At 73.1% G+C, this 23,527-nt stretch carries 21 protein-coding genes and 1 pseudogene; 7 read left to right on the forward strand and 15 right to left on the reverse strand.

Annotation, left to right across the window (positions count from 1 at the left end; translation table 11 throughout):
- Positions 1–211 precede the first annotated feature (211 nt).
- On the forward strand, positions 212–811 hold the full coding sequence (locus tag ACZ5VD_RS31995; protein WP_468551411.1) for an RNA polymerase sigma factor: 600 nt from the start codon (positions 212–214) through the stop codon (positions 809–811).
- Positions 804–1,778 carry a CU044_5270 family protein gene (locus ACZ5VD_RS32000; protein WP_468684201.1) on the forward strand — a complete coding sequence of 325 codons (975 nt, stop codon included), beginning with the start codon at positions 804–806 and terminating at the stop codon, positions 1,776–1,778. The genes ACZ5VD_RS31995 and ACZ5VD_RS32000 overlap by 8 nt, the downstream gene beginning before the upstream one ends.
- Here ACZ5VD_RS32000 and ACZ5VD_RS32005 read toward each other — a convergent pair.
- Positions 1,750–2,114 (reverse strand): annotated as a pseudogene (locus ACZ5VD_RS32005) (hypothetical protein); the annotation flags it as partial. The gene ACZ5VD_RS32000 and the pseudogene ACZ5VD_RS32005 sit on opposite strands and share 29 nt — an antisense overlap.
- Positions 2,084–2,452, reverse strand: a complete 369-nt coding sequence (locus tag ACZ5VD_RS32010) for a nuclear transport factor 2 family protein (protein WP_468551413.1) — start codon at positions 2,450–2,452, stop codon at positions 2,084–2,086. The gene ACZ5VD_RS32010 and the pseudogene ACZ5VD_RS32005, both read right to left, overlap by 31 nt.
- A gap of 172 nt (positions 2,453–2,624) precedes the next feature.
- Between ACZ5VD_RS32010 and ACZ5VD_RS32015 the strand changes: the two genes are divergently transcribed.
- The gene (locus ACZ5VD_RS32015) at positions 2,625–2,921 is read left to right on the forward strand and encodes a hypothetical protein (RefSeq protein ID WP_468551414.1); all 297 of its coding nucleotides are present in this window, start codon (positions 2,625–2,627) and stop codon (positions 2,919–2,921) included.
- A gap of 70 nt (positions 2,922–2,991) precedes the next feature.
- On the opposite strand, the gene ACZ5VD_RS32020 is transcribed toward ACZ5VD_RS32015, so the two are convergent.
- The 9 genes from ACZ5VD_RS32020 to ACZ5VD_RS32060 form a co-directional block, all read right to left on the reverse strand.
- Positions 2,992–4,188, reverse strand: coding sequence for a type III PLP-dependent enzyme (locus tag ACZ5VD_RS32020; protein ID WP_468684202.1), 1,197 nt, complete (start codon positions 4,186–4,188; stop codon positions 2,992–2,994).
- Positions 4,185–5,957, reverse strand: a complete 1,773-nt coding sequence (locus ACZ5VD_RS32025; protein ID WP_468684205.1) for an IucA/IucC family protein — start codon at positions 5,955–5,957, stop codon at positions 4,185–4,187. The genes ACZ5VD_RS32020 and ACZ5VD_RS32025 overlap by 4 nt, the downstream gene beginning before the upstream one ends.
- A complete protein-coding gene (locus ACZ5VD_RS32030) occupies positions 5,957–7,159 on the reverse strand; it encodes an MFS transporter (RefSeq protein ID WP_468551417.1) in 1,203 nt (400 codons plus the stop codon). Before ACZ5VD_RS32030 ends, ACZ5VD_RS32025 begins: the two co-directional genes overlap by 1 nt.
- A complete protein-coding gene (locus tag ACZ5VD_RS32035) occupies positions 7,156–8,868 on the reverse strand; it encodes an IucA/IucC family protein (RefSeq protein WP_468684266.1) in 1,713 nt (570 codons plus the stop codon). The genes ACZ5VD_RS32030 and ACZ5VD_RS32035 overlap by 4 nt, the downstream gene beginning before the upstream one ends.
- Positions 8,869–8,939: 71 nt before the next feature.
- Positions 8,940–10,130, reverse strand: coding sequence for an ATP-grasp domain-containing protein (locus tag ACZ5VD_RS32040; RefSeq protein WP_468551418.1), 1,191 nt, complete (start codon positions 10,128–10,130; stop codon positions 8,940–8,942).
- An 85-nt stretch (positions 10,131–10,215) separates the two neighbouring features.
- On the reverse strand, positions 10,216–11,238 hold the full coding sequence (locus ACZ5VD_RS32045; protein ID WP_468551419.1) for an ABC transporter substrate-binding protein: 1,023 nt from the start codon (positions 11,236–11,238) through the stop codon (positions 10,216–10,218).
- Between the two features lie 55 nt (positions 11,239–11,293).
- Positions 11,294–12,109 carry an ABC transporter ATP-binding protein gene (locus ACZ5VD_RS32050; protein WP_468551420.1) on the reverse strand — a complete coding sequence of 272 codons (816 nt, stop codon included), beginning with the start codon at positions 12,107–12,109 and terminating at the stop codon, positions 11,294–11,296.
- Between the two features lie 32 nt (positions 12,110–12,141).
- Positions 12,142–13,191, reverse strand: coding sequence for a FecCD family ABC transporter permease (locus tag ACZ5VD_RS32055; RefSeq protein WP_468684207.1), 1,050 nt, complete (start codon positions 13,189–13,191; stop codon positions 12,142–12,144).
- Positions 13,188–14,180 (reverse strand): FecCD family ABC transporter permease, encoded by a 993-nt coding sequence (locus ACZ5VD_RS32060; RefSeq protein WP_468684268.1) that lies wholly within the window; start codon positions 14,178–14,180, stop codon positions 13,188–13,190. The genes ACZ5VD_RS32055 and ACZ5VD_RS32060 overlap by 4 nt, the downstream gene beginning before the upstream one ends.
- A gap of 210 nt (positions 14,181–14,390) precedes the next feature.
- Here ACZ5VD_RS32060 and ACZ5VD_RS32065 point away from each other — a divergent pair, with 210 nt between their 5' ends.
- Positions 14,391–15,236 (forward strand): (2Fe-2S)-binding protein, encoded by an 846-nt coding sequence (locus ACZ5VD_RS32065; protein WP_468551422.1) that lies wholly within the window; start codon positions 14,391–14,393, stop codon positions 15,234–15,236.
- A 36-nt stretch (positions 15,237–15,272) separates the two neighbouring features.
- Here ACZ5VD_RS32065 and ACZ5VD_RS32070 read toward each other — a convergent pair whose 3' ends face one another.
- Genes ACZ5VD_RS32070 through ACZ5VD_RS32085 form a run of 4 tightly spaced genes read right to left on the reverse strand, consistent with a single transcriptional unit; the run spans position 15,273 to position 20,745 of the window.
- On the reverse strand, positions 15,273–17,027 hold the full coding sequence (locus ACZ5VD_RS32070) for an ABC transporter ATP-binding protein (protein ID WP_468684209.1): 1,755 nt from the start codon (positions 17,025–17,027) through the stop codon (positions 15,273–15,275).
- Between the two features lie 33 nt (positions 17,028–17,060).
- Positions 17,061–18,593: a TIGR00730 family Rossman fold protein gene (locus ACZ5VD_RS32075; protein ID WP_468684211.1), complete on the reverse strand. Its 1,533-nt coding sequence runs from the start codon at positions 18,591–18,593 to the stop codon at positions 17,061–17,063.
- Positions 18,590–19,930 (reverse strand): FAD-binding protein, encoded by a 1,341-nt coding sequence (locus ACZ5VD_RS32080; protein WP_468684213.1) that lies wholly within the window; start codon positions 19,928–19,930, stop codon positions 18,590–18,592. Before ACZ5VD_RS32080 ends, ACZ5VD_RS32075 begins: the two co-directional genes overlap by 4 nt.
- A gap of 44 nt (positions 19,931–19,974) precedes the next feature.
- Positions 19,975–20,745 (reverse strand): isopentenyl transferase family protein, encoded by a 771-nt coding sequence (locus ACZ5VD_RS32085; protein ID WP_468551426.1) that lies wholly within the window; start codon positions 20,743–20,745, stop codon positions 19,975–19,977.
- Positions 20,746–20,998: 253 nt separating this feature from the next.
- Between ACZ5VD_RS32085 and ACZ5VD_RS32090 the strand changes: the two genes are divergently transcribed.
- From ACZ5VD_RS32090 to ACZ5VD_RS32100, 3 genes are all read left to right on the forward strand, one after another.
- Positions 20,999–21,577 (forward strand): transketolase, encoded by a 579-nt coding sequence (locus tag ACZ5VD_RS32090; RefSeq protein WP_468551427.1) that lies wholly within the window; start codon positions 20,999–21,001, stop codon positions 21,575–21,577.
- 130 nt (positions 21,578–21,707) lie between these two features.
- On the forward strand, positions 21,708–22,796 hold the full coding sequence (locus ACZ5VD_RS32095; RefSeq protein WP_468684215.1) for an S-(hydroxymethyl)mycothiol dehydrogenase: 1,089 nt from the start codon (positions 21,708–21,710) through the stop codon (positions 22,794–22,796).
- Positions 22,796–23,425: an MBL fold metallo-hydrolase gene (locus ACZ5VD_RS32100; protein ID WP_468684216.1), complete on the forward strand. Its 630-nt coding sequence runs from the start codon at positions 22,796–22,798 to the stop codon at positions 23,423–23,425. Before ACZ5VD_RS32095 ends, ACZ5VD_RS32100 begins: the two co-directional genes overlap by 1 nt.
- Positions 23,426–23,527 lie beyond the last annotated feature (102 nt).

A 23,527-nucleotide genomic window follows, 5' to 3' on the forward strand; every position in this document is an offset into this window, starting at 1 on the left:
CAGCGCCATCACGCCACCGATGCAGAAGAACGCGAACGACGTGACCAGATACAACGTCCCGATCGTCTTGTGGTCAGTGGTGGTGAGCCACTTGAGATGTCCCATGCCCCGCCTGTGTCCGCGCCCCGCCCGGCGGTCACACTCGACGGGGGCGACAAGCATCACCCGAGAAGGGTGTGACGATCACGAGCGTGCCGGACACGAACGGAACATGAGCAACGACGAGAACTTCGCCGCTGCCTATCGCGAGCACTACTGGGCGGTCAGCCGCTACGTCGCGCGACGGTTGGACGGGCGTACCGGCGAGGTGGAGGAAGTGGTGGCCGAGGTGTTCACGGTCGCCTGGCGGCGCCGGGCCGACCTGCCGGCCTCCGCACTGCCCTGGCTGTACGGCGTGGCACGCAACTGCCTCGCCAACGCGGTACGCGGCCAGGGGCGCCGGCGTCGGCTCGTCGACCGGCTCGGTAACGACGACGCCGCGCACGGGCGGCACATCGCGGCGGGCCCCGAGGCCGAAACCCCGGGCGGCTGGGTCCACGACGCTCTCGCCCGGCTGGCCCCGGCCGACCGGGAGGTGCTGCGCCTGACCGCCTGGGAGGAACTCGGCGTCGACGAGGTCGCCGTCGCCCTGGGCTGCGGACACCGGGCCGCCGCCATGCGGCTGCACCGCGCCCGGCGCCGGCTGAGAGCCGAGATCGACCGCCTCCGGCCCGCCGCGACCGCGCCGACAGCTCCCTCGCGCTCTCCGGCATCCCCGTCGTCCTCGCCGCAATCACCGTCCCACTCGTCCAAGGAGCCCGGCCATGGCTGACGAACTGGAACTCCTGCGCCGCGCCAACCCGGTTCCGGCCGACGGCCCGCCCTTCGGTGACGGCCCCCTGGACCACCACGCCGAACGGCGCCTCAACCGGCTGCTGCACGAGGAGACCCCGCGCGCGCGGTCCCGCGCCCGGCTGGCCTGGGGCCTCCTCGCCGCCACCGTCGTCTCCGCCCTCGCGCTGACCCTCGTACTGGGCGGCCCGAACCCGCCGCCGGCGGTCGCGGCCCCGCTCCCGCTGGTCGTGCGGGCCGATTCCACCCCCGTACCCCTTCGGCTCCTGGCCGAGCGGGCCGGGCGGGACGCCGCGGACGGTTCGCCCCGGCTGCGCAAGGGCACGCATGTGCTGTCGTGGAGCATGGGCATGTCCGACGACGAGCCGCCGGTCACGTTCGCCGAGGAGCGGATCGTGCGCTGGAAGGCGGACGACAGCCACACGGAGCTGGTCGTGGCGACCGACCCGAGACGCCCTGGCCGGCCGGTCCTGTCCGACGAGGACGGCGAACCGCGCCCGGTGGCGGACGGCCATGTCATCAGCCGGCGGACCTTCGGGCCGAGCTGGAGTGACGCGCCGCCCCAGTCCCCGCCGCCGCACGACGTGAGGCGGCTGCGCGCCTATCTCCAGGAGGCGCAGCACTACGACACCCCGCTGACCACGCCCGAACTCCTCGACGCCGTGGCCGTGTTGCTCGACCACTGGACGCTCGGAGCCCGCGAGAACGCCACGCTCGCCCGCCTTCTCGCGGACACCGAGGGGCTGCGGCCGGCCGGCCAGGTGACCGACCGGCTCGGCCGGCGCGGGCAGGCGTACGTGTACGACGGCTCCGGCGTCCGCCAGCTGCTGATCATGGATCCGGCCGACGGTGCCGTCCTCGGCCTGGAGTCCACCTTCACGGCGGACGAGCCCAGGTACGGCGTCCGGGCCGGCGACGTCATGGACTACAACGTCTGGATGCGCTGAGAACTCCTCTCACACCGGCCCCAGTTGCCGGCCAGGCGGCGTCCACCGTCTGCTCCGGCAGCGGGGCGATCGTCATCGGACCGACACCGCCCGGCACCGGCGTGATCAACGAGGCCCGCTCCACGGCGGAGTCGAAGTCGAGGTGGCCGACATTCCCGGCGTCGATCACCACGGCGCCGGGCTTGATGTCCCGGCCGTGGATCAGCCGCGGCCGTCCGCCGCGGCGACCACGATGTCCGCCTCGTGGACGGCGGCGGACAGGTCCCGGGTGCGGGAGTGGCGGTAGGTGGGTGACCTCCCGTCTCCTACGGCTCGTCCCAGGCCTGGATCATGGTCTGCTCGACGATCTTCCCGTCCCGCAGCGACAGCATCGACTCGGCGAACACGCGTACCCCGTCGGGGTACCGGCAGGACTCGCTGAAGGCGACGCGGTCGTCCTGGACGACGCACTGCTCCAACTTGTGCGTCATGTCACGGCTGTAGACGTCGTTCAGCATGTCGCCGATCTCGTTGCGGCCGTGCAGGACCTTGGGTCGGCTCGGCTGGGTGGTGCGGTCCACGACGCGTATCTCGGCGTCGTCCGCGTAGAGCGACAGAAGAGTCGCCGCAGTCTGTCCTTCGATGCCCCGGCGCAGGGTCTCGGTGTCGAAGCCGGAGCGTGCCGCCGTGCCCATGGTGACCTCCTTCGAAGGCCGCGACCCATCGAGGAGCGGGCCGCGAAGGGCCTCTCCTTCGAGACTCCTCCGCCCCGGCGGACTCGGCAAGCGCAGGCCGCGCGCTGAGCCTGACGAGTGAGGGACGGCGCCCGCCCGTGTCCGGAACGGCCCCGCGGGCGTTGTTGGGACCATGATCTCAACACGACGTATCGCCGCCGCCGTGGGTCTCGCCGTCGGTGTCACCGGCCTCGCCGCTCCCCTCGCGAACGCGGCCGACGCGGCTGCCCCGAGCGCCGGCAAGCTGAACCCCATCGCCACGCTCGACTCCCTCGCCGTGAGCGACATCCCCGAGGAGCACAAGGCCGAGATCCCGCGGGTCTCCCAGCAGTTGACCCAGCTCGGCCGCCTCAACGACCTGGGCCAGCTGCACCAGCTCACCGACCTGGCCGCCCCGGTCACCGGCCTGGTTCCCGCCGTCGAGTACTGACCCGCACCACGCGCACGACCACGAAGGGCCGCCCGGTCTCGGGCGGCCCTTCGTGTCGTTCCCGGCGGGGTCAGTCCTGGTCGAGGAAGTGGAAGCCCGGTCGCGGGTGCATCAGGAAGTCGTGGTGCGAGATGTTCCACGCGTAGGCACCCGCCAACGAGAACGCCACCCGGTCACCGGCCCGCAGCCCGGGCGCGGGCACGTTCCGGGCCAGTACGTCCTTGGGCGTGCACAACTGTCCGGCCACGGTGACGTGCCCGCCCTCGGCGGCCGGTCGCGGCCAGGGGTGCGGCCAGGAGTCCACCTCCAGGACGGAACAGGGCTGGTCGTGCCCCTTCGTCGCCGGGGTCCGCAGATGGTGGGTGCCGCCCCGGACGACGGCGAACTCCTCGCCGTGGCTGGGCTTCACGTCCAGCACCTCGGTGGCGTACCAGCCGCAGTACGCCGTCAGCGCCCGCCCCGGCTCGATGCGCAGGGTGAGCCCCGGGTGCGCCTCGGTCAGCCGGGCGAGCCCCTTGCCGTAGGCGGCCCAGTCGAAGCGGTCCTGGGGGCGGGCGTAGTCGACGGTCATGCCGCCGCCGACGTTCACCTCGGCGAGCGGCACACCGAGGCCCGTCGCCCACGAGACGACGGTCTCGGCCACCGACAACTGCTCGGCCGCCGCCAGACCGCTCGCCAAATGGGCGTGGATGCCCCGTAGTTCGAGCTGCGGGTAGGTGCCGTCGGCGAGGGCGCGGACCATCGCCCCGGCCCGCTCCGGGTCCAGGCCGAAGGGCGTCGGCCGGCCGCCCATCGCCAGCGAACTGCCCGCCAACGACCCGTCGGCGACCGGCAGGTTGACGCGCGGCAGGACCGCCACCCGCCGCCCCGGCGCACATCGGCGGGCCAACTCGGCGAGCATGCGCAGCTCGTACTCGCTCTCCACGTGGAAGCGCTCGACTCCCCGTTCCAGGGCGGCCGTCACCTCGTCCGGCGTCTTGCCCGGCCCGCCGAAGGCGAGCGGCCGGCCCGGCACCGCCTCGGCGACATGGGCGAGTTCGCCGCCCGAGGAGACCTCGTAGCCGTCGACGTACGGACCGAGCGCGGCGAGGATCTCCGGCTCGGGGTTGGCCTTGGCCGCGTAGTACAGCTCGACACGCTCCGGCAGCGCGTCCCGCACGACGGCGGCGTGCGCGCGCAGTGCCGTCAAGTCGTAGACGTAGGCGGGGAGGTCGGTGGAGGGGGCGGACCGGACCAGGTCACGGACCGCGGGCGTGGGGTCGGTCATCGGGTGCTCCCGGTCGTGTCGCGCAGGATGTCCTCGCCGAGCGGGGACGGCAGCCGGACGTATCCGGCCTCGCGGTCGGCCTTGCGTTCCCAGCGGGTGAGCAGGTTGGCCTTGGCGGGCAGCGGTACCCCCGCGAGCAGGGCGGCCAGGCGCGGTGGGCAGCCGCTGCGGTCGGCGTAGGTGCGCAGGGTGTCCCGCACCCGGCCCCACAGCGCCGCCTCGGCCCGCGGGTGCAGGTCGGCCACGGCGGCGAGCAGCTCGGCGACATGGTTGACCAGCAGGCAGTACACCACCCGGTCCCAGCCGCGCTGCGCGTCGTACGTCATCGGCCCGGCCACCTCGGGCGGCAGGGCGGCCAGGGTCTCCCCGTGGTGTTCGGGGACCAGCTTGGTGCCCTCCAGGTCACGGAACAGGACCTGGCTGGGCCGGCCGTCGCCGTCGACGCCGATCAGGACGTTCTGGAGATGCGGTTCCAAAACCAGGCCGTGGTCGAAGTAGGCGGCCAGGACCGGCGGGAGAAGGAGGTCGAGGTAGGCCGACCACCAGTCCAGGGCCCGCTGTTCGTCCGCGCCGGCCAGCAGGTGGGAGATGTGGGCGGCGCCGGTCGGGTACTCGTCGGCGACGGCCGCGGCGAGCAGGGGCGTGGTGCCCGGCGCGAGACGGCACGGCAGCCCCTCGCGGACGATGACACCGAAGCCCTCGAACAGCGCGCGGTCCGGTGTCCCGTCGGGGCCGGGCAGGGCGAGCGTGCGGTAGGCGGGCTCGCGGAGCACGGCGCTGCCGGGGAAGCGCTCGGCCAGGTCGGCCAGTGCCGGGGCCAGCACACGGGTGAGGGCGACCGCGCCGGACAGCTCGTAACTGCTGTTCTTGCGGAGGCAGTTGGTGATCCGCACATTGAGGCTGAACTTGAGGAACGTCTCGCCGTCGTACAGGGTGCGCACGGACGCGGTGGCGGCGAACGGCTGTCCCCCCGGGCCGAGATCGAGGACGTCACCGGCGGCGAGGGCCGCGCGCAGCGCCGGGTGCTCGCGGAGCGTCTCGAACTGCCAGGGGTGGGCGGGCAGCAGCCGGTAGCCCTCCGGTACGTCGGCTCGCTGCCGGTCCAGCACGGCGACGGCCGCGGGGTCGGTGTACTCCTCGGCGATCAGTCGCTCGCGGACCGCGAGATGCCGCAGGGGGAAGACGGCGCCCGCCTCCGGGGCGTACGCGGACCAGGCGCGCGGGTCACCCGTGCGGGCCTTGGGCGTGGGGTGGAAGCGGTGCCCGAACACCAGTGACTGCTCGGAGGCGAGGTACGCCGAAAGCCGGTCGTCCGGCACCTGTTCGGTGCGTACGCCGGACAGGGCGGTGGTGATCGCGTCGTGACTGGAGGCGATCTGCTCCAGGAACTCCTCGTTGCGTACGCCGGTGCGCAGCCACAACTCGTCGTGCGTGTACGCGGCCAGGCGCCGCCAGTCCACCTCCGCCCAGCCGTCCTCGTGCCGCTCGGCGACCGGGCCGGCGAACCGGTGGGCGCCGAGCAGTGAGGTGCGGCGCAGGGCGACCCGCAGCAGGACCCCGCGGCGGGGCAGGCGCAGCAGCAGCCTGCCGTCGGTGACGACGGACTGGCGCTCGGGTCCCGACACCTCGCGCAGCAGACAGTTGAGGAGGGTGTGGGCCACCACCTCGTCGGCGGTGGGCAGATCGGCGGGGGCCAGAGGCGTCCTTCCGGGCTCGAAGGAGGCCGAGAGCTGGGGGGAACTCCCGGGCGAATGGGTCAGCGAGGGCATCAACGGCTCCAGCGGGTGCGGAACTTCAGCGAGGGGAGAGTGATCGCGAGGGCGGTGACGGCGGCCGCGGCACCGCCGGTCAGCAGGGGTGCGGCCGGACCGAAACGGGCGCTGCCCGCGGCCGCGGTCACGCCGGCGAGGACCGCGCCGGCCTTGGAGAAGAACTCCAGGGCGCCGAACAGCCCGCCGGGCGCCCGGCCCCGGACGCACTCCGCGGCCAGTACCTGGAGGCAGACCAGTCCGAGGGTGAGCCCGACGCCCAGCAGCAGCCGCACGGCGATCAGCGTGGGCAGCGACTCGGCGGCGGCGTGACCGGCGAGGCCGGCGGCTATGCACACGAAGCCGAGGGCGATCCCGGTGCGGGGGCGGTCCCGGAACCCGGAGTGCACCGCCAGCGCCACCACCAGGTAGCACAGGTGGGGCAGGGCGAAGAGCATCCCGGACAGCAGCGGCGACGTACCGGGGAGCCGCTCGTCGACGAAGGCGATCAGGTACGGGAAGGAGACGACGGTGGAGAACACGAAGGCGAACTCCAGGGCGTACAGGGTCCTCAGCGACACGACCGGGCGGGCCACGGGCGCCGTCGCGGGCTCCTGCTCGGGCACCTGGTCGGCCGGGTCCGGCTCGGGCAGCGCCGACAGCAGCAGTGCCGCCGTCAGCGGCAGTACGGCGAGCAGCGCGTACTGGCGGTGCGGTGACAGCCAGCCGGACAGCGAACCGACCACGATCGGCGCGACGACCAGGGCGGCCCGCGCGCTGCCCTGCATCAGCGTCAGTGCCCTGGACAGGGCCGGGCCCTCCAGGGCGGCGCCCAGATATCCGTTGGACGCGGCGAACGTACCGCCGAGGATGCCCTGGAGGACCAGCGCCACGGTGAAGGTGACCGGCGAGTCCGACCAGCCCGCCAGCAGAAAGGACAGGGCCAGCCCCAACTGGGCGCGCAGCAGGAGCCGTTTTCGGCCGTAGCGGTCCGCGAGCCGTCCCCACAGGGGGGCGGCCAGCGCGCCGAACACGGTCGGGACGACATACAGGATCCCCGCCCAGCGGGCGTCCTTGTCGCCCAGCTCCGGGAGGATCTGGGTGAGATACGGCGGCAGGCCGAGCGCAGCGAAGGACGCCACGAAGTAGCAGCCCGCGACCGCGTGCACCCGGCTCCGGCCGAAGGAGGAGGAGTTCGGCATCCGCAGGGTCTCGGCGCTCATACCGAACCTCCGGAGGGCAAAAGGTAGTTGGGACCCGTCGTGTAGTGCTTGTTGATGTCGGCCGCGCCCGAACGCTCCTTGGACAGCAGCGTCCCGGCACTCACCATCGCCTTCACCGGCAGGCTCGGCGCGTCCAGGACCCGGGCGCGCAGCGCGTCCCCGGCCTCCCCGCCCAGCCGGCCGACCGCCTCCGCCAGCCGGTCCCGCACCAGCCCCAGCAGGGCGGGCAGCGGGGCGCGGCCCCGCCGGGCGAGCCCGAACGCGTAGGCACCCGCGCACAGATGGACGGTGATGGTGGCGAACAGGTCGGCGACCGGCCCGTCGTCCCGCCCGAAGGTCCGCATGTCGTCGAAGCCCCACGGGCCGGGAAGCACGGCGTCCAGTCGCCCGGTGTTGATCCGGGGCCCGTCGTTGTCCTTGAACAGCAGCCGCACACTGCCCGGTCGCAGCACGAGCGAGATGTTCTGCTGGTGCGACTCCAACGCGATGCCGTACCCGAACAGCGTGGTCTGCCAGTCGAACAGCAGCGTCAGGCAGGCGTCGAGGAGAGCGAGCGGGTTCCCGTCGTGGAAACGGTCGGCGAGGTGGTCGAGCACCGGCCGTCCGTCCGGCGCCTCGGCCAGGAGGGCGGCCATCGGGACGATCACCGCGTCGTCGAGTCCGGCCGGGTAGCGGCGGCACAGGACGGCGAGCAGTTCGTGCCCGGCGTGCGCGTACGTCGTCTCGTCGGCGTGCAGGACGGTGTCCCGGAAGCGGGGTTCACGGGCGATCACCGCTTCGACCAGCCGCTGCCCGGCCGCGCCGTCCACGAGCGTGCCGGGCTTGATGGAGCGCTTGTTGCGCAGGCCCAACGTGGCGGTCGCCAGGGGCAGTTTGAGGTGCACGGACGGGTCCGCGGCCGTCGCCACCGTACGCATCGACAGCGTCGGGACCACTTCGAGGCGGGCCCGCTCGAAGAGCACGGCGCTCTCCGCGAGACCGGCCGACCGCAGCGCCTCGTCGAGCGGTGCGCCGACGGTCGACGGGTGGACGGGCAGGGTGAGGTGGGTGCGTTCCAGCTCGGGCAGACCGAGCACGGCCGGCGTGGGCCAGAACTCCGGAAGCGTGCCGGTCCGCGTGACCGCCGCCCGGGGCACGGCGAGCCAGCGCAGTGCGAAACGCGGATGGAACTCCGGTGCGTACGACCGGAGTTGGGTCTCGGTGAGCCCCGAACGGCCGCGCGCGGTCGGATACACGGGATGGTCCAGCCGCGCGGCGAGCGTGTCGTAGGCCAGGCCGGCGGCCTGGCCGGTCCAGCGCGCCGGGTCCTCGCCGTGCCGGGCGGTCAGCAGCCCGGCCACCTCCTCGCGCGTCGCCTCGTGCAGGCGCATCGTCGACAGCGTCTGACGGCACTCCTCGGCGAACGCGTCGAAGCCGCTTTGGTCCGCGGGCTCGGCGAGCGCGCGCAGCGCGCCGAGCACACGCTCGTGCGAGGCCAGCTCGACGCCGTCCGACTCGCGTACCAGGAGCGGCAGCCGCGCGGCGTACACGCACTGGTAGCCGTCCTCGGCGACGGGCAGCCACAGGGCGTCGCCCCGCGGGGCCGGGAGCCGCAGCCAGTCGCCGTCCGGCCGGTGCGTGAGCGTGCTCCGGCTGCGCAGCCCGACGACGTCCTCGCGCAGGAGGGCGCTCAGCACCCGGGTGAGCAGCTCGGCCTCGCAGGCGTCCACGGTGGTCCGGCCCGCGTGGACGGTCGGTTCGCCGGCCGGTCCGGTCGTGGCCGGGCCGGTGGTCGGCGCGGTCACGGCTGGATCTCCCAGTGCCGGGCGGCCAGGAACTCCGCCGCGGCGCGGTCCACCGTCGACTGGTCGGTGCCGGTGGCCCGCAGGACACCGAGGTAGTCCCGGTTGGTGTGGTACAGCGGGTGCCGCTCGCCCACCGGCCGCAGCGGACGGTACGTCAGCTGGACTCCGTCGACGGTGAGTTCGGTGGCGGCGGGCGCGTCGAGAAGGGTTCCGGCGCGGTCGGCGCACGGGTACTCCAGGCGCGCGGCCCCGTCCCGGCGGGCGTCCAGGTCGGCCGGGAGCGGTTCGCCGAGGTGGGTGCGGAGGATGTGCTCGAAGAGCGGCACCTCCAGCAGCCGGGCCAGCAGCAGATCGCACTGGTCGCCGATGGCACGGTAGTTGACCTCGATGATCCGGGCCCGGCCCGCGTGCACCACGAACTCGGTGTGACAGGCGCCGAACCCGACGCCCAGCGCGTCCAGTTGCGCCAGCACCTGCGCGAGCACCGGCTCGGGGTGGGCCGGGACGAAGGTCAGGGTCTCCTCGATGAAGTACGGCGGCGGCGACAGCTCGGTGTGGAAGCCGCCCAGGACATGGCGGGTACGGCCGTCCCCGAGGGTCTCCAGGGTGTACAGCTCGCCGGGGAGGTACTCCTCGACGACCAGCACGGCACCGGGACGCCGGTCCAGGATCTCCTTCGCGCAGCCGACCAGTTCCTCGGCGTCGTGGACGAGGACGACGTCCTCGCTGGCCACGCCCTCGCGCGGTTTGACCACGCAGGGGTAGGGGGCGTCGAGCGCTGCGGGTTCGGTGAGTTCGGCCGACCACACGCTGTCCACGCCGGACGCGGCGAGCCGGCGGCGCATCTCGGCCTTGTCCTTGGTGCGCAGGGCGGCCCGCCAGTCCTTGCCGGGAAGGCCGAAGTAGCCGGCGGCCAGGGCGGACTGGGTCTGGAGGTGGTCGCTGTTGGTGAACACGGCGTCGGGGCGGTGGTGCGTGGAGATCCGGGTGATCACGGCCCGGAAGTCACGGACGTCGCACTCCAGGATCTCGACGTCCGGCAGGATCCCGATGTCGCGGTACGCGGCCCGGTGCGCGTCGGGCCGGTCGGTGAGGACGGTGAGGTCCAGGCCGAGCCGGGCGGCGGCGGGCAGGAACCCCTCGGTGACGGAGTCGGTCGGGTTGAGGGCAAGCAGGTACAGGCGCATGACGGGAAGACAACTTCCGCTCGCGGGTGGGGGGTCGCGGGGGCGGGCCGCGCTCGTGGTCGCGGCCCGCCCCGGTACGCGGGAGTTACTTCGCCGGGAGTGCCACGCCGGTGGCCTTCGCCACGTCCTTCAGCATCTGCTCCGCGGCCTGCACACCGATGCCGGACATCCAGGTCTCGTCGGGGACCTCGAAGACCTTGCCGTCCTTCACGGCCGGGAGGTCCTTCCACACCGGGTTGGAGACGACCTCGGACTTCTGCGTCTTGTCGTCGGCGTCGGCGGAGGTGACGAAGATCAGGTCGGCGTCCGCCTGGTCGATCTCCTCCGGGCTGACGTCCTTCATCGTGACCTCGGGGTCGTCGGACACCTGCGAGGAGGGCCGCTCGAAGCCGATGTCGTCGAGGACGACCCCGCTGTAGGAGTTGGACTGGTACAGGCGGGTCGGACCGGCGATGAAGCGGACCACGGACGCGGTCGGCATGGTGCCGCCGTCCTTCTTCTTGATCGCGGCGCCGAGTGCGGCGGCCCGCGTCTCGTACTCCTTGAGCTTGGCCGCGGCCTGCGTCTCCAGGCCGAGCGCCTCGGCGTGGACCTTCAGGTTGTCCTTCCAGACACCGCCGGTGGTCTCCGTGAAGACGGTCGGGGCGATGGCGCCGAGCTTGTCGTAGACCTTCTCGTGGCGGACCTTGGAGGACAGGATCAGGTCGGGCTTGAGCGAGGCGATCTTCTCCAGGTTGGGCTCCAGGAGCGGGCCGACGTCGGTGGTGTCGTCGAGTTCGCCCTTCAGGTACGTCGGGAAGCCGCCCTCGGTCTTGAAGTGCGGGGCGACCGCGCCGACCGGGTCGATGCCGAGCAGGGTGACGTCGTCGAGCTCGCCGGTGTCCAGTACGACGACCCGCTTGGGCTGCGACGGGATCGTCACGTCGCCCATCACGGTCTTCAGGGTCCGAGGGAAGCCGGCGGACGCGGCGCCGCCCGCCTTCGCGGGGTCGGCCGGGTCGGAGGAGCTGTCGGTGCCGCAGGCGGCCAGGACGGCCGAGCCGAGCAGGACGGAGAGCAGCACGGCGAGGAGCCGGCCGATTCCGCGCAGGGGAGAGCGCTGGAGCATGGGGGGTCGGTCTTTCTGGTAGGCGTACGGCCCGGGGGCGTACGGGTGGTGCGGGTCAGGCGGTCGCGGCGGAGTGCCGTACCGCGCTGCTCCTCGGGACGACCAGCGGGGTGCCGGTCTCCGGGTCGGGGATCACCCGGCAGTCCACGTCGAACACGGTTTTGACCAGGTCGGCGTCGAGGACGTCGGCCGGGGCGCCGGTGGCGGCGAGTCGGCCGTCCTTGAGGACCACCATGTGGTCCGCGTAGCGGGCGGCCTGTCCGAGGTCGTGCAGCACCATCACCACGGTGCGGCCCGCCTCGGCGTGCAGGGCGGCGACCAGATCGAGGACGTCGAGCTGGTGCCGCAGGTCGAGGAAGGTGGTCGGTTCGTCCAGCAGGAGCAGCTCGGTGTCCTGTGCCAACGCCAGCGCGATCCAGGCGCGTTGGCGCTGCCCGCCGGAGAGCTGGTCCACCGGCTGGTCGCGCAGGGGTGCGGTGCCGGTGCGCTCCAGCGCCTCGTCGACGGCCCTCTGGTCGGCCGCCGACCAGGGGGACAGCAGCCGCTGGTGCGGATACCGGCCGAGCCGGACGAGCGCCTCCACGGTGATCGCCTCGGGCGTGACCGGCTGCTGCGGGAGCAGCCCCATCCGCAGGGCGAGCGCCCGGGCGGACATGCGGTGGATGTCGGCGCCGTCGAGGGTCACGGTGCCGGCGGCCGGCGCGAGGAGCCGGCTCAACCCTCTCAACAGGGTGGACTTCCCACAGGCGTTGGGGCCGACGATCGCGGTGACGGCGCCGCCGGGCAGGGTCAGGTCGAGCCCGCCGACGACGAGTCGGTCGCCGTAGCGCAGATCGAGGCCCTCGGTGGCGAGCTGGTTGGCGGTGGTCATGGGAGGCTCCTGCGGCTCTTTCCGTACGGCGGTCATGCCTGGCTCCTGCGGACGGGCGAGCTCTGGCGGAACATCAGGACCAGCAGCCAGGGGGCGCCCAGGGTGGCCGTGACCGCGCCGACCGGCAGGCCCTCGACCGGCAGCAGGTGCTGCACCACCAGGTCGGAGGCGAGCAGCAGGACCGCCCCGGTGAGGCCGGCCAACGCCAGGGACACGGCGGTCGGCGGGCCGGTGACGAACCGGACGATGTGCGGCACGGCCAGCGCCACGAAGGTCACCGGCCCGGCGAGCGCGGCGGCCAGCGACGCCAGCACGACGGCGACGACGAGGAGTTGGAGACGGGCCCTGGACGTGTCGAGGCCGAGCGAGCCCGCCGAGTCGTCCCCGAGGTCGAGGACGGCCAGCCTCCGGTGCAGGACGAAGGTGACGGCGAACGCGAGGAGCAGGGCGATGCCCGCGCCCCACACCTCCGTCCAGGTACGGCCGTAGACGGAGCCGGTGGTCCACTGGAGCGCCGATCCGGCGAGTTCGGCGGGGAAGCGCACGACCATGAGGTTCACGGCGGCGGCGAGCCCGGCCTGCACGGCGAGGCCGGTGAGCACCAGCCGGGTGACGGCGAGCCCCGAGCGCCAGGCGAACACGCCCAGCAGCAGGGCGGCGAGCAGACCGCCGCCCAGCGCCCCGGCCGGGATCAGCGACTGCGAGGCTCCGGCCGCGATCAGCGCGACCGCGCCGAGGGACGCCCCGCCGGTCACGCCCATGACGTCGGGAGAGGCCAGGGGGTTGCGGAACAGCCGTTGCAGCACGCAGCCCGCTGCCCCGAGTCCGGCACCGGCGGCGATGGCGGCCATGGTCCGCGGGGCCCGGAACTGCTGCACCACGAGGACGTCGCCCGGATCCCCGAGCCCGACCAGGGCGCGCAGTGCGGTGCCGGCCGGGATCGACATCTCACCCGTGGTCAGGGACACCGTGAGCAGGACGAAGAGGGTGCCGAGGCCGGTCGCGGCGAACAGCAGGACACGGCGGCGGACCCGGGGCCGGGACGTGGACCGTGCCGGGACGGAGAGGGTGAGGCCGGTCATCGGGTCACCTTCCGGGCGAGCAGTGCCAGCAGGGGCGCGCCGAGGAACGCCGTCACGATGCCGACCTCCAGTTCCGAGGGCCGGATCACGACCCGGCCGAGGACGTCGGCCGAGAGCAGCAGCAGCGGGCCGGCGATCAGACAGCCGGGCACCAGCAGCCGGTGGTCGCCGCCGAGCAGCGGACGTACGAGATGGGGTGCGGCGAGGCCGATGAAGGCGATCGGTCCGGCGACGGCGACCGCCGAACCGGCGAGCAGGACGACCGCGATGCCGCCCGCGAGGCGGATCCGGGTCACCGGCACGCCGAGCGCCTGGGCCGTATCGTCGCCCAGGGCGAGGGCGTTGAGGGCGGGGGAGACGGCGAGCGCGACCACCAGTCCCAGCAGCAGGGTCGGCAGTACCGGCCACAGGACGTCCAGCGACCGGCCCGACAGTGATCCGGCGAGCCAGAAGCGGGCCTCGTCGAGGGTGCGCTGGTTCATCAGCATCACCGCCGACGTCCAGGACAGCAGCACGAGTTGGAGCACGGTGCCGCCGAGCGCGAGCCGTACCGGATCGATGTCACCGGCCCGGCGCGCGAGTGCCTGGGCGAAGAGGGCGGCACCGGTCGCACCGGCGAACGCGAACCACACGTACTCGACGGGGCTGGTGAGCTTCAGGGCGAAGATCGCGACGACCACCGCGAATCCGGCGCCCGCGTTGATGCCCAGGGTGGTGGGCGAGGCGAGGGGGTTGCGGGTGATGCCCTGCGCGACGGCTCCGGCGACCCCGAGCGCGGCGCCGACCGCGAGGCCGATGACCGTGCGCGGCAGCCGCAGCCCGGTCACGACCAGGGCTTCCCGCCCGTGGGCGTGTCCGGTCAGCGCGTCGGCCACGGTGGACAGGGGCACCGGGCGGGCCCCGAGGGCGAGGCTCAGCGCGGCACAGACCACCAGGGCGCCGAGACCGGCGAGAAGGAGCGGTATGTGCTGGACGGCACGAAAGGGCACACCTGTGGCGGGTGCGTCCCGTTGGGTCACGGTCACGAGGGGCGAGCTTAGGTGAGGCTTGCTTTAGTTTTCAACCGACTGTGGTGTTGCTGTGACGTGCGGATTTTGCGAACGCGCACGGGAACCCCCTTGATCGTCTCCCAGTGATCCTATGGGTAAGGTAAGCCTTGCCTAGTCTGAATCTGCCGAGCCCCCCGTCCTGGAGCGCCGATGTCCGTGGCCCTGAAGACCCCGCCGGAGAGCGCCGTCACCCGCGCCCTCGCCGATGTCTACGGGCGACTGGCCGAGGTCTGCGAAGCGCTCACCGTGCGGGTCGCGGAACCGGGCGGGGAGGGCGCGCGAGTGGGCGTGTCGGCGGCGGAACTGACGTCGGACCAGGGCGCGCTCGACGCCTTCGTCGACGCCGAGGCCGCCCGGATCGAGACCCGCTACGGGGTGGTCCCGCGCCGCCACGTCGCCGCCTCCCGCGCCCTGCACGACTACGCCTGGTCCGTCGGACTGCTGATGGGCGGCGCCTGGTATCTCGAACGCCGGGTGCCGATCGTCCGGCCCGAGGATCTGCGGCTGGACCTCGTCACCGGCGTCTACGCGATCACTCCCGGCACCGAACTCGCCTGTCTGCCCGGTGACCCCGTGGCCACCCTCCCCGGTGTGTCGGCGCTTCCCCAGGAGGAGCAGCTGCGGGCCGCGTTGAGGATGACGGTCGCCGACCACATGCGTCCGCTGCTGGCCGCGATCGGCCCGACCGTACGACGCGGCGGGCGCACCCTGTGGGGCATGGTCTCCGACGACCTGGTCTCCGGGATCTGGTACCTCGGCCGGATGCTCGGCCAGGAGGGCGACGCGCTGCGGGCCGCCACGGAGGTGCTGCCGGCCCCGGTGCCGCCGTACCCCTCCGGCGCCGACTTCCGCCACCTGGTGGGTGACGACGGCCGCCGGCACGCGACACGCACCCGCGCAGGCTGCTGCATGTTCTACGCGATCAGGCCCGCCGAGGCCTGCGGGACCTGCCCCCGCACGGGCGACGCGGAACGCCTGCGCCGCCTGGAGAGCTGACCACCCGGCAGGTCACCCGGCACGTCACCCGCCGCCTCACCCGGCCGTCGCCAGGAACTGCGTGGCGGCCAGCTCCGCGTACAGCGGATCCGCGGCGACCAGCTCCCGATGGGTGCCCACCGCGCGCACCCGCCCCGCGTCCATCACCACGATCCGGTCGGCCATCGTCACCGTGGACAGCCGGTGCGCGACCACCAGCACCGTGGTCGTACGGGCGACGTCGGCGACGGTGTCGCGCAGCGCCGCCTCGTTCACCGCGTCCAACTGCGAGGTGGCCTCGTCGAGGAGGAGCAGCCGGGGGCCGCGCAGCAGGGCGCGGGCGATGGCCACCCGCTGCCGCTCGCCGCCCGACAGCCTGGTGCCGCGATGGCCGACGAGCGTGTCGAGTCCGGCGGGCAGCCGGGCGACCAGACCGTCGAGGCGGGTCGTCTTCACCACCCGGGTGACGGCGTCCTCGTCCGCCTCCGGGTGGCCCAGCAGCAGGTTGTCGCGCAGCGACCCCGACAGGACGGGGGCGTCCTGCTCCACATAGCCGATCGCGGAACGCAGGCCGGCCAGATCCCAGTCCGCGAGGTCCCGGCCGTCCAGCGTGATGGTCCCGGACTCGGGGTCGTAGAACCGCTCGATGAGGGAGAAGACGGTGGTCTTGCCCGCGCCGGACGGTCCGACGAACGCCGTCATGCCCTGGGCGGGCACGGTGAACGTCACCCCGTGGTGCACGTACGGCAGGTCGTCGGCGTACCGGAACCGCACGTCGTCGAAGGCGAGGGACGCCGGCCGCGCGCCCGTGGCGGGCAGGGGCGCCGGTGCCGCCGCGGGTTCGGCGGGCAGCCGCAGCGCCTCCTGGATGCGCGCGAGGGCGGCGGCGCCCGTCTGGTACTGGGTGACCGCGCCGACGACCTGCTGGATCGGCGACATGAGGTAGAACACGAACAGCAGGAACGCCACCAGCGTGCCCACGTCGATCGCCCCGGTCGCCACCCGGGCCCCGCCGGCCGCGAGCACCGTGATGAACGCGATCTGCATGGCGAGCCCGGCCGTGTTGCCCGCCGCCGCCGACCACTTGGCGGCCCGTACGCTCTGCCGCCACGACTCCTCGGCCGCCGCGTGCAGCGTCCGCTCCTCCCGGTGCTCGGCGCCGGAGGCCTTGACCGTGCGCAGCGCGCCGAGGATCCGCTCCAGGGACGCGCCCATCACCCCGACGGCGTCCTGCGCCTGCCGGCTCGCCCGGTTGATGTGCGGCACGATCACACCGAGGACGACACCCGCGCACACGATCACCGCCATGGTGACCCCGAGCAGCACCGGATCCACCAGGCCCATCATCACCACCGTCGCGACGAGCGTGAGCCCGCCGGTGCCGAGCCCCACCAGGGAGTCGGTGGTGACCTCCCGCAGCAGGGTGGTGTCCGAGGTGATCCGGGCCATCAGGTCGCCCGGCTCGCTGCGGTCCACGGCCGCGATCCGCAGCCGCAGCAGATACGACGACAGGGTGCGCCGCGCGCCGAGCACCACCGACTCCGCGGTGCGCCGCAGCACGTACGAACCCAGACCGCCCAGCGCCGCGTTGGTGATCACCAGCCCCGACATGAGGACCAACGCGCCGGTGATGGCCCGGTCGTGCGAGAGATCGTCGATCAACTCCCGTGCCACCAGCGGCAGCATCAGCCCCGTGGCGCCGGTGGCGAGCGAGAGCAGGGCGCCCGTCAGCAGGGCCCATCGGTGCGGCCGTACGTATCCGAGGAGCAGCCGCCACGCGGGCGGGCCGGACTCGGTCTCGGTGATGCTCACGGCGCTCCCTCGGGCCTGCTGCGGTCGGAGGGTTCAGGCTACGTCGGAGCGCTCGGGCCGCGTCGGGGCCGGGACTAGGCTCCGCCAGTCCCGGGCCGTCGCGAGCGCCGGGGCCCGCTCCCGCGTGTCGCGTGGGACGTCGTCGAGCATCCGCGCCAGCACCTCGCCCGGGCCCACTTCGAGCCACCCGGCGACACCGTCCCGCCGCATCCGCGCGACGGCGTCCGCGAAACGCACGGGTTCGCGCAACTCCCGTACCCAGAACTCCGGGTCGGTGGCCTCGTCCCCGACCGGTCGCGCGGTGACGGCGGAGACGAGGGGGAGGCGCGGGGGCCGCAGCTCCATGGTCCCGAGCGTCCGGTGGAAGTCGTCCAGCAGCGGGTCGAGTTGCGGAGAGTGCGTCGCCAGGTCGACGCGCAGTACGTGGGACCGCCGCCCGCGCGCCGCCCACTCCTCGTGTAGCCGCTCCACCGCCTTCCGGTCGCCCGAAACCACCAGGGAACGGGGGCCGTTGACCGCGGCGACCACCAGAGCGGACCCCAGCCGCAGTTCCTCCTCGGTCGCCTCCACCGCCACCATGCCCCCCGTGCCCGCAAGGGTGCCCATCAGGCGGGACAGCGTGCCGACCGCGCGGCAGGCGTCGGGGAGGGAGAAGACGCCCGCGGCCTGGGCCGCGGCCATGCGTCCGGCCGAGTACCCGAACAGCGTGTCCGGGCGCACACCCCAGCTCTCCAGCAGTCTGAACTGGGCGACCTGGAGCGCGAACACCGCCGGACTGCCGAACACGATGCGGTCCAGCAGGGCGGCCGTGCGGCTCCCGGGCTCGGCGAACATCACATCGCGCAGCGGCACGTCGAGATACGGGTCGAGGTGCTCGCACACCTCGTCCAGCGCTCGGGCGAACACCGGGAACCTCGCGTGGAGTTCGAGTCCCATGCCCGGCTGCTGGGAACCGGCGCCGGAGAACAGGAACACGCGTCGGCCCGTCGGCAGCCGCACCGAGGGCGCCGGTGGGGCGGGTTCGGCGGGCGGTCGCGTCAGCCGGTCGACCACCTCCCGCACCGACCCGCACACCACGATCCGCTCCAGGTCCCCGGGATGGAGGAACCCCTCGTCCCGCGCGTGTTCCAGGAACGCGAGCAGCGGACGGTAGAAACCGGTCGGGTCGAGCAGCAGACACGGCTTGCGGTGGATCCGCAGCTGCGCCCACGACACCACCTCCAACAGCTCCTCCGCCGTCCCCAGCCCGCCCGGCAGTGCCACGAACGCGTCCCCCGACTCGCCCATGCGCGCCTTGCGTTCGTGCAGGTCCCCGACGACGACGAGCTCGGTGAGCCCGTTGTGCGTGATCTCGTACGGCAGCATGCGCCGCGGCACGACCCCGGTCACCGTGCCTCCGGCGGCCAGGGCCGCGTCCGCCACCGCGCCCATCAGACCGGTGCGGGCACCGCCGTAGACGACCCGCAGCCCCGCCTCGGCCAGAGCGCCGCCCAGCTCGGCGGCGGTGCGCAGATGGCCGGGGCCGCGCCCGGGGGAGGCACCGCAGAAGACGGTCACGGCGGTCACGCCCACAGCCCGTACCCCCGGGTGAGGACGCGGTGCGGGTCGTACCGGTCCTTCGCGCGGACCAGGTCCTGCCACAGCGGGCCGAAGTGGGCCCGCCAGTCGGCGGGCGCCATCGGCAGCGCGCTCACCGGATGCAGGACCCCGCCGACGGCCACGGCCCGCGCGTACACCGCACGGTTGGCCTCGACCATGCGCTCCGCGGCGACCGGATCCGAGGGCGGCGCCGTGCGCATCAGGGTGAGCAGGCACAGGCGGTCGCCCGCGGGCCTGCGCAACAGCGGGGCCCCGAGGGTCCGCCCCGTCAGCGGACGCAGCTGGACCACACCGCAGGTCCGCAGTCCCCGCTGCGCCGGGTCGGCCAGCACGGCCGGGACGAAGTCGGCCGCCGCGTCCTCCGGGATCAGCAGCGACAGCCACGGGTGCGGCCGTTGCCACTCGCCGGTGACCCGCAGGAGGCGCTCGTCGCGCTCCGGCCGGTGCAGGTACTCCGCGTAGGAGAGATCCTCGATCTCCACGGTGTCCGGATCGTGGTCCAAGTCGCCGATGAGCAGGTCGTCGGTGGAGGGAGTGCCGGTCACCGGGCGTCCGGGCAACAGGGCGACGTCTCCCGGGAGTTCGGGTGCGTGTGGGGCCACCGCCTCGATCGTGTAGGTCCAACCGCCGCCGAGCGCGGGCCTGACCTGGCCGCAGACATGGCTGAAACGCTCGTCGCGGCACAGTCGTCGCTGGTCGGCGAGGTAGCTCCGAGGGCCGGCGTGGCTGAGGCGGAAGTGCCGCACGCGGGCCGGGGCGGGCACCAGGCGCAGGGTGGCGCGGACGATCAGGGCGCACTGGCCGAGCCCCGCCGACACGGCGTGGAACAGCTCCGGGTCCCGCTGCCGGGAGCAGGTGACCAGGGTGCCCGTGCCCGTGACGACGTCCAGTTCCGTCACCGCGTCCGCGACCAGGCCGTGGCGGTGACTGGTCGCACCGAAGCCCCCGGTGCTGAGCACCCCGCCCACGCTCGCGCCCAGATGGTCGGGGACGACCGGCGGAACCAGGCCCTCCGCGAGGGCGACCCGGAGCACCTCGCTCCAGGTCGCGCCGGCCCCCGCGCTCAGCGTGCGGTCGTCCGGAGCGCAGCGCACCTCGCTCAGCGCCCGCATGTCGACGACGTAGCCGCCGCCCGCCTGCCCCTGGCCGTAGAGCGCGTGTCCGCCGCCGCGCGCGGCGACCGGCAGTTCGCGGGGACCGGCGTGGGCGACGAGTTCCCGGACCGCGTCCGCGGACCGCGCGGTGAGAACGCCCAGCGGGCGGGAGGCGACGATGTGTCCGAAGTCGTCCGCGGCACCCGGCACGTCCGCGACATCTCCCCGAGAGGGAACCAGTCCCGACATTTCCTTCACGCGGCACGCACCAGGGCGGCCAGATCGAATTCGGGTCCCGTGACCTGTTCTTCGAAAATGTTTCCGAACACGTGATGCTGAAGAATGCCGTGTTCCGCATGGCGTTCCGCGATGAGCGCCGCCATTCGGGACAGTACCCTTTCTGACAGTTCCCCTTCGCCGATCGTCTCCGGGTCGATCCCGTACTTCGCACAGCATTCGAGTACCGCCTCGAAACCGTTGACGGAGGCGGCCAGGCGGCGTTTGGCCGGATCGCGCCAGAGCGCGGCCAGCTCCCGCAGCAGGCTGGTGCCCGGCGCGGCCGGGGCGAGCATGGTGTCCGCCCGCCGGGTGAGCGCGGCGACGTACTCGTCGTACGCCGGGACGGGCAGCACCCGCACCGACAGGCGCCAGCGCAGCCGCGGTCGGCGGGCCGACAGTTCCCGCAGCAGCGAGATCGAGCCACCCTCGACGATCACCAGCGGATGCCGTGCGCCGAGTGCCTCCACGAGCGTGACCAGTGCGTCCGTCGCGACCGACGCCGGCAGGTCGCCGTCCGCGAAGGTCCGGTCGCCGAGCCAGTGCCTGCGCACGTCGGGCTCCTCGGCCCCGGCGCGGGCGCTCGTCGTGGCCAGGTCCGTGAAGCACTGCAACCGGTCGGCGACGACGACCGGGGCTCCGGTCGCCCTGGCCAGTTCGCCGGCCGCGGCACTCTTGCCGACGCCGGTCGGTCCGGCGATGAGATGGACGAGCGGCCCGATGTCGCGAGTTGTTTCCCGCTGAGTCATGGCGGTGTCCCCTTCCGCTTTTCGTGCAGGGAAAGACGAGCGCCAACCTACGCATCCGGACCAAGATCAAGAACCAGGCGGCGGTCTGGACAGGGCAAAGAGGTGTCCACGTTCCTGTGGGGTTCCTAAAGGTTGAATTTCGCGGCCCGGAAAGCGCTTAGAGTCGGGAATCCGGGGCGATATTGATGGGCGTCGGAAATTCTTGTCATTTTCTTGATGCGGCCGGGGAACCTCGCCGCCGAGGAGGCCATCCGTGGAAACCGACATGCTGCTCGCCGTGACCGAGGCCCTCCCCGGGTCCGCGACGGCCGGCACCGTCCTCGTGGGCTACGGAGCCGATGCCGAGGTGACCCGTTTCGCCGCCGCCCCGGACTGGACCCTGCACGTCCCCGGCCACCCCGCGGAGGTCCGCCGCACGATCCTGGAGGCCGTGCGCCGCGGCGACCGTGCCTACGTCCATGTGTCACCTCAGTCCAACGCCGAACCGCACGGCACGACGGACGGCTTCGAACTCGTCCGCGAGGGGCTCACCGGCGTCGTCCTGGCCGTCGGTGCCACCCTCGACCCGGTACTCCGCGCCACCGCCGGACTCGACCTCGCCGTGCTCTACACCTCCACCATCCGCCCCTTCGACGAGGTCTCCCTGCGCACGGCCGTCCTGGCCGCCGGGCACGCCGATGTCGTCCTGGCCGAACCGGTCCCCGCCGGCACCTCCGCCCGGCAGGTCGCCGACACCCTGCTGCATGTGCCGCATCGCCTGCTGGCGGTCGGGGGAGCGGACGCGCTGGACGAGGAGCGGCTGGCCCTGACCGTGCGGAAGTTCCTCAGGTGAGAGGCCCCGGGCCCCCGTGAGATCCCTCCGTGTTCTCCCGTCACCGGACGCCGTGCCGTTACCGATCAGTCACGCGTAGGGTCGGGAACAGGGACGGACACCAGTCGACGCAAGTGAAGGGGCCGACACCATGGCGCAGGAAGTACGCGGCGTGATCGCACCGGGCAAGGACGAGCCGGTGCGGGTGGAGACGATCGTGGTGCCGGACCCGGGCCCTGGCGAAGCCGTGGTCCAGGTCCAGGCCTGCGGGGTCTGTCACACCGACCTGCACTACAAGCAGGGCGGCATCAGCGACGACTTCCCCTTCCTGCTCGGGCACGAGGCGGCCGGTGTCGTCGAATCGGTCGGCCAGGGCGTCACCGACGTGGCCCCGGGGGACTTCGTCATCCTCAACTGGCGTGCCGTGTGCGGGCGTTGCCGGGCCTGCCTGCGGGGGCGGCCGTGGTACTGCTTCGACACGCACAACGCCGGGCAGAAGATGACCCTCGCGGCCACCGGCCAGGAACTGTCCCCGGCGCTCGGTATCGGGGCGTTCGCGGAGAAGACGCTGGTGGCGGCCGGGCAGTGCACGAAGGTGGACGCCTCGGTGGCCCCGCAGGTGGCGGGGCTGCTGGGCTGCGGTGTGATGGCCGGTATCGGTGCGGCGATCAACACCGGGCAGGTGGGCCGGGGCGACACGGTCGCGGTCATCGGCTGCGGCGGCGTGGGAGACGCGGCCGTCGCCGGGGCGAACCTGGCGGGCGCCGCGCGGATCATCGCGGTCGACATCGACGACCGCAAGCTGGAGACGGCCCGTGCGATGGGCGCCACCCACACGGTCAACTCCCGCGAGAGCGACGCGGTGGAGGCGATCCGTGAACTGACCGGCGGGTTCGGCGCCGACGTCGTCATCGAGGCGGTCGGCCGTCCGGAGACCTTCCAGCAGGCCTTCTACGCCCGGGACCTGGCCGGCACGGTGGTCCTGGTCGGCGTCCCGACGCCGGAGATGAAACTCGAACTGCCCCTGATCGACGTGTTCGGGCGCGGTGGCGCGGTCAAGTCGTCCTGGTACGGGGACTGCCTGCCGAGCCGCGACTTCCCGATGCTGATCGACCTCCATCTGCAAGGGCGCCTGGACCTGGGGGCGTTCGTCAGCGAGACGATCGAACTCACCGACGTGGAGAAGGCCTTCGAGCGCATGCACCACGGCGACGTCCTGCGCTCGGTGGTGATGCTCTGATGACCACGCGCATCGAACGCCTCGTCACCTCCGGCCAGTTCACCCTCGACGGCGGAACCTGGGACGTCGACAACAACGTGTGGATCGTCGGCGACGACCACGAGGCGATCGTGATCGACGCCGCCCACGACGCCGACGCCATCCTCGAAGCCGTCGGCGACCGCCGGCTCGCCGCCATCGTGTGCACCCACGCCCACAACGACCACATCGACGCCGCGCCGGCCCTCGCCGAGCGCACCGGTGCCACCGTCTGGCTCCACCCGGACGACCTGCCCCTGTGGAAGCAGACCCACCCGGACCGCGACCCCGACGCCTGGCTCCAGGACGGCCAGGTCATCGAGACCGCGGGTGCCGACCTGAGGGTCCTGCACACCCCCGGGCACGCGCCCGGCGCGGTCTGCCTGTACGCCCCGGCCCTCGCCGCCGTCTTCACCGGCGACACCCTCTTCCAGGGCGGCCCCGGCGCCACAGGCCGCTCCTACTCCCACTTCCCGACGATCATCGACTCGATCCGCGACCGCCTGCTGGCCCTGCCGCCCGAGACCAAGGTCCTCACCGGCCACGGCGACCCGACGACCATCGGCGTGGAGGCCCCGCACCTGGAGGAGTGGATCGCCCGGGGCCACTGACACCGTCCTGGACGGGAACGTGCGGGCAGCCGGGTGATCCCGCACCGAATGACGACAGAAGATGTCCGGCTTACCCGGCACCCTCGTAGCGAGAGCGATCGG

The sequence above is a fragment of the Streptomyces sp. NPDC032822 genome (assembly GCF_055578825.1).

Excerpts from the sequence above, each read along its gene's own strand:
- ACZ5VD_RS32100 (WP_468684216.1), top strand. The coding sequence starts at position 22,796 with ATGACCACGCGCATCGAACGCCTCGTCACCTCCGGCCAGTTCACCCTC.
- ACZ5VD_RS32050 (WP_468551420.1), bottom strand. The coding sequence starts at position 12,109 with ATGACCACCGCCAACCAGCTCGCCACCGAGGGCCTCGATCTGCGCTAC.
- ACZ5VD_RS32020 (WP_468684202.1), bottom strand. The coding sequence starts at position 4,188 with ATGACCGACCCCACGCCCGCGGTCCGTGACCTGGTCCGGTCCGCCCCC.
- ACZ5VD_RS32045 (WP_468551419.1), bottom strand. The coding sequence starts at position 11,238 with ATGCTCCAGCGCTCTCCCCTGCGCGGAATCGGCCGGCTCCTCGCCGTG.
- ACZ5VD_RS32040 (WP_468551418.1), bottom strand. The coding sequence starts at position 10,130 with ATGCGCCTGTACCTGCTTGCCCTCAACCCGACCGACTCCGTCACCGAG.
- ACZ5VD_RS32015 (WP_468551414.1), top strand. The coding sequence starts at position 2,625 with ATGATCTCAACACGACGTATCGCCGCCGCCGTGGGTCTCGCCGTCGGT.
- ACZ5VD_RS32030 (WP_468551417.1), bottom strand. The coding sequence starts at position 7,159 with ATGAGCGCCGAGACCCTGCGGATGCCGAACTCCTCCTCCTTCGGCCGG.
- ACZ5VD_RS32085 (WP_468551426.1), bottom strand. The coding sequence starts at position 20,745 with ATGACTCAGCGGGAAACAACTCGCGACATCGGGCCGCTCGTCCATCTC.
- ACZ5VD_RS31995 (WP_468551411.1), top strand. The coding sequence starts at position 212 with ATGAGCAACGACGAGAACTTCGCCGCTGCCTATCGCGAGCACTACTGG.
- ACZ5VD_RS32055 (WP_468684207.1), bottom strand. The coding sequence starts at position 13,191 with ATGACCGGCCTCACCCTCTCCGTCCCGGCACGGTCCACGTCCCGGCCC.
- ACZ5VD_RS32010 (WP_468551413.1), bottom strand. The coding sequence starts at position 2,452 with ATGGGCACGGCGGCACGCTCCGGCTTCGACACCGAGACCCTGCGCCGG.
- ACZ5VD_RS32095 (WP_468684215.1), top strand. The coding sequence starts at position 21,708 with ATGGCGCAGGAAGTACGCGGCGTGATCGCACCGGGCAAGGACGAGCCG.
- ACZ5VD_RS32065 (WP_468551422.1), top strand. The coding sequence starts at position 14,391 with ATGTCCGTGGCCCTGAAGACCCCGCCGGAGAGCGCCGTCACCCGCGCC.
- ACZ5VD_RS32025 (WP_468684205.1), bottom strand. The coding sequence starts at position 5,957 with ATGCCCTCGCTGACCCATTCGCCCGGGAGTTCCCCCCAGCTCTCGGCC.
- ACZ5VD_RS32000 (WP_468684201.1), top strand. The coding sequence starts at position 804 with ATGGCTGACGAACTGGAACTCCTGCGCCGCGCCAACCCGGTTCCGGCC.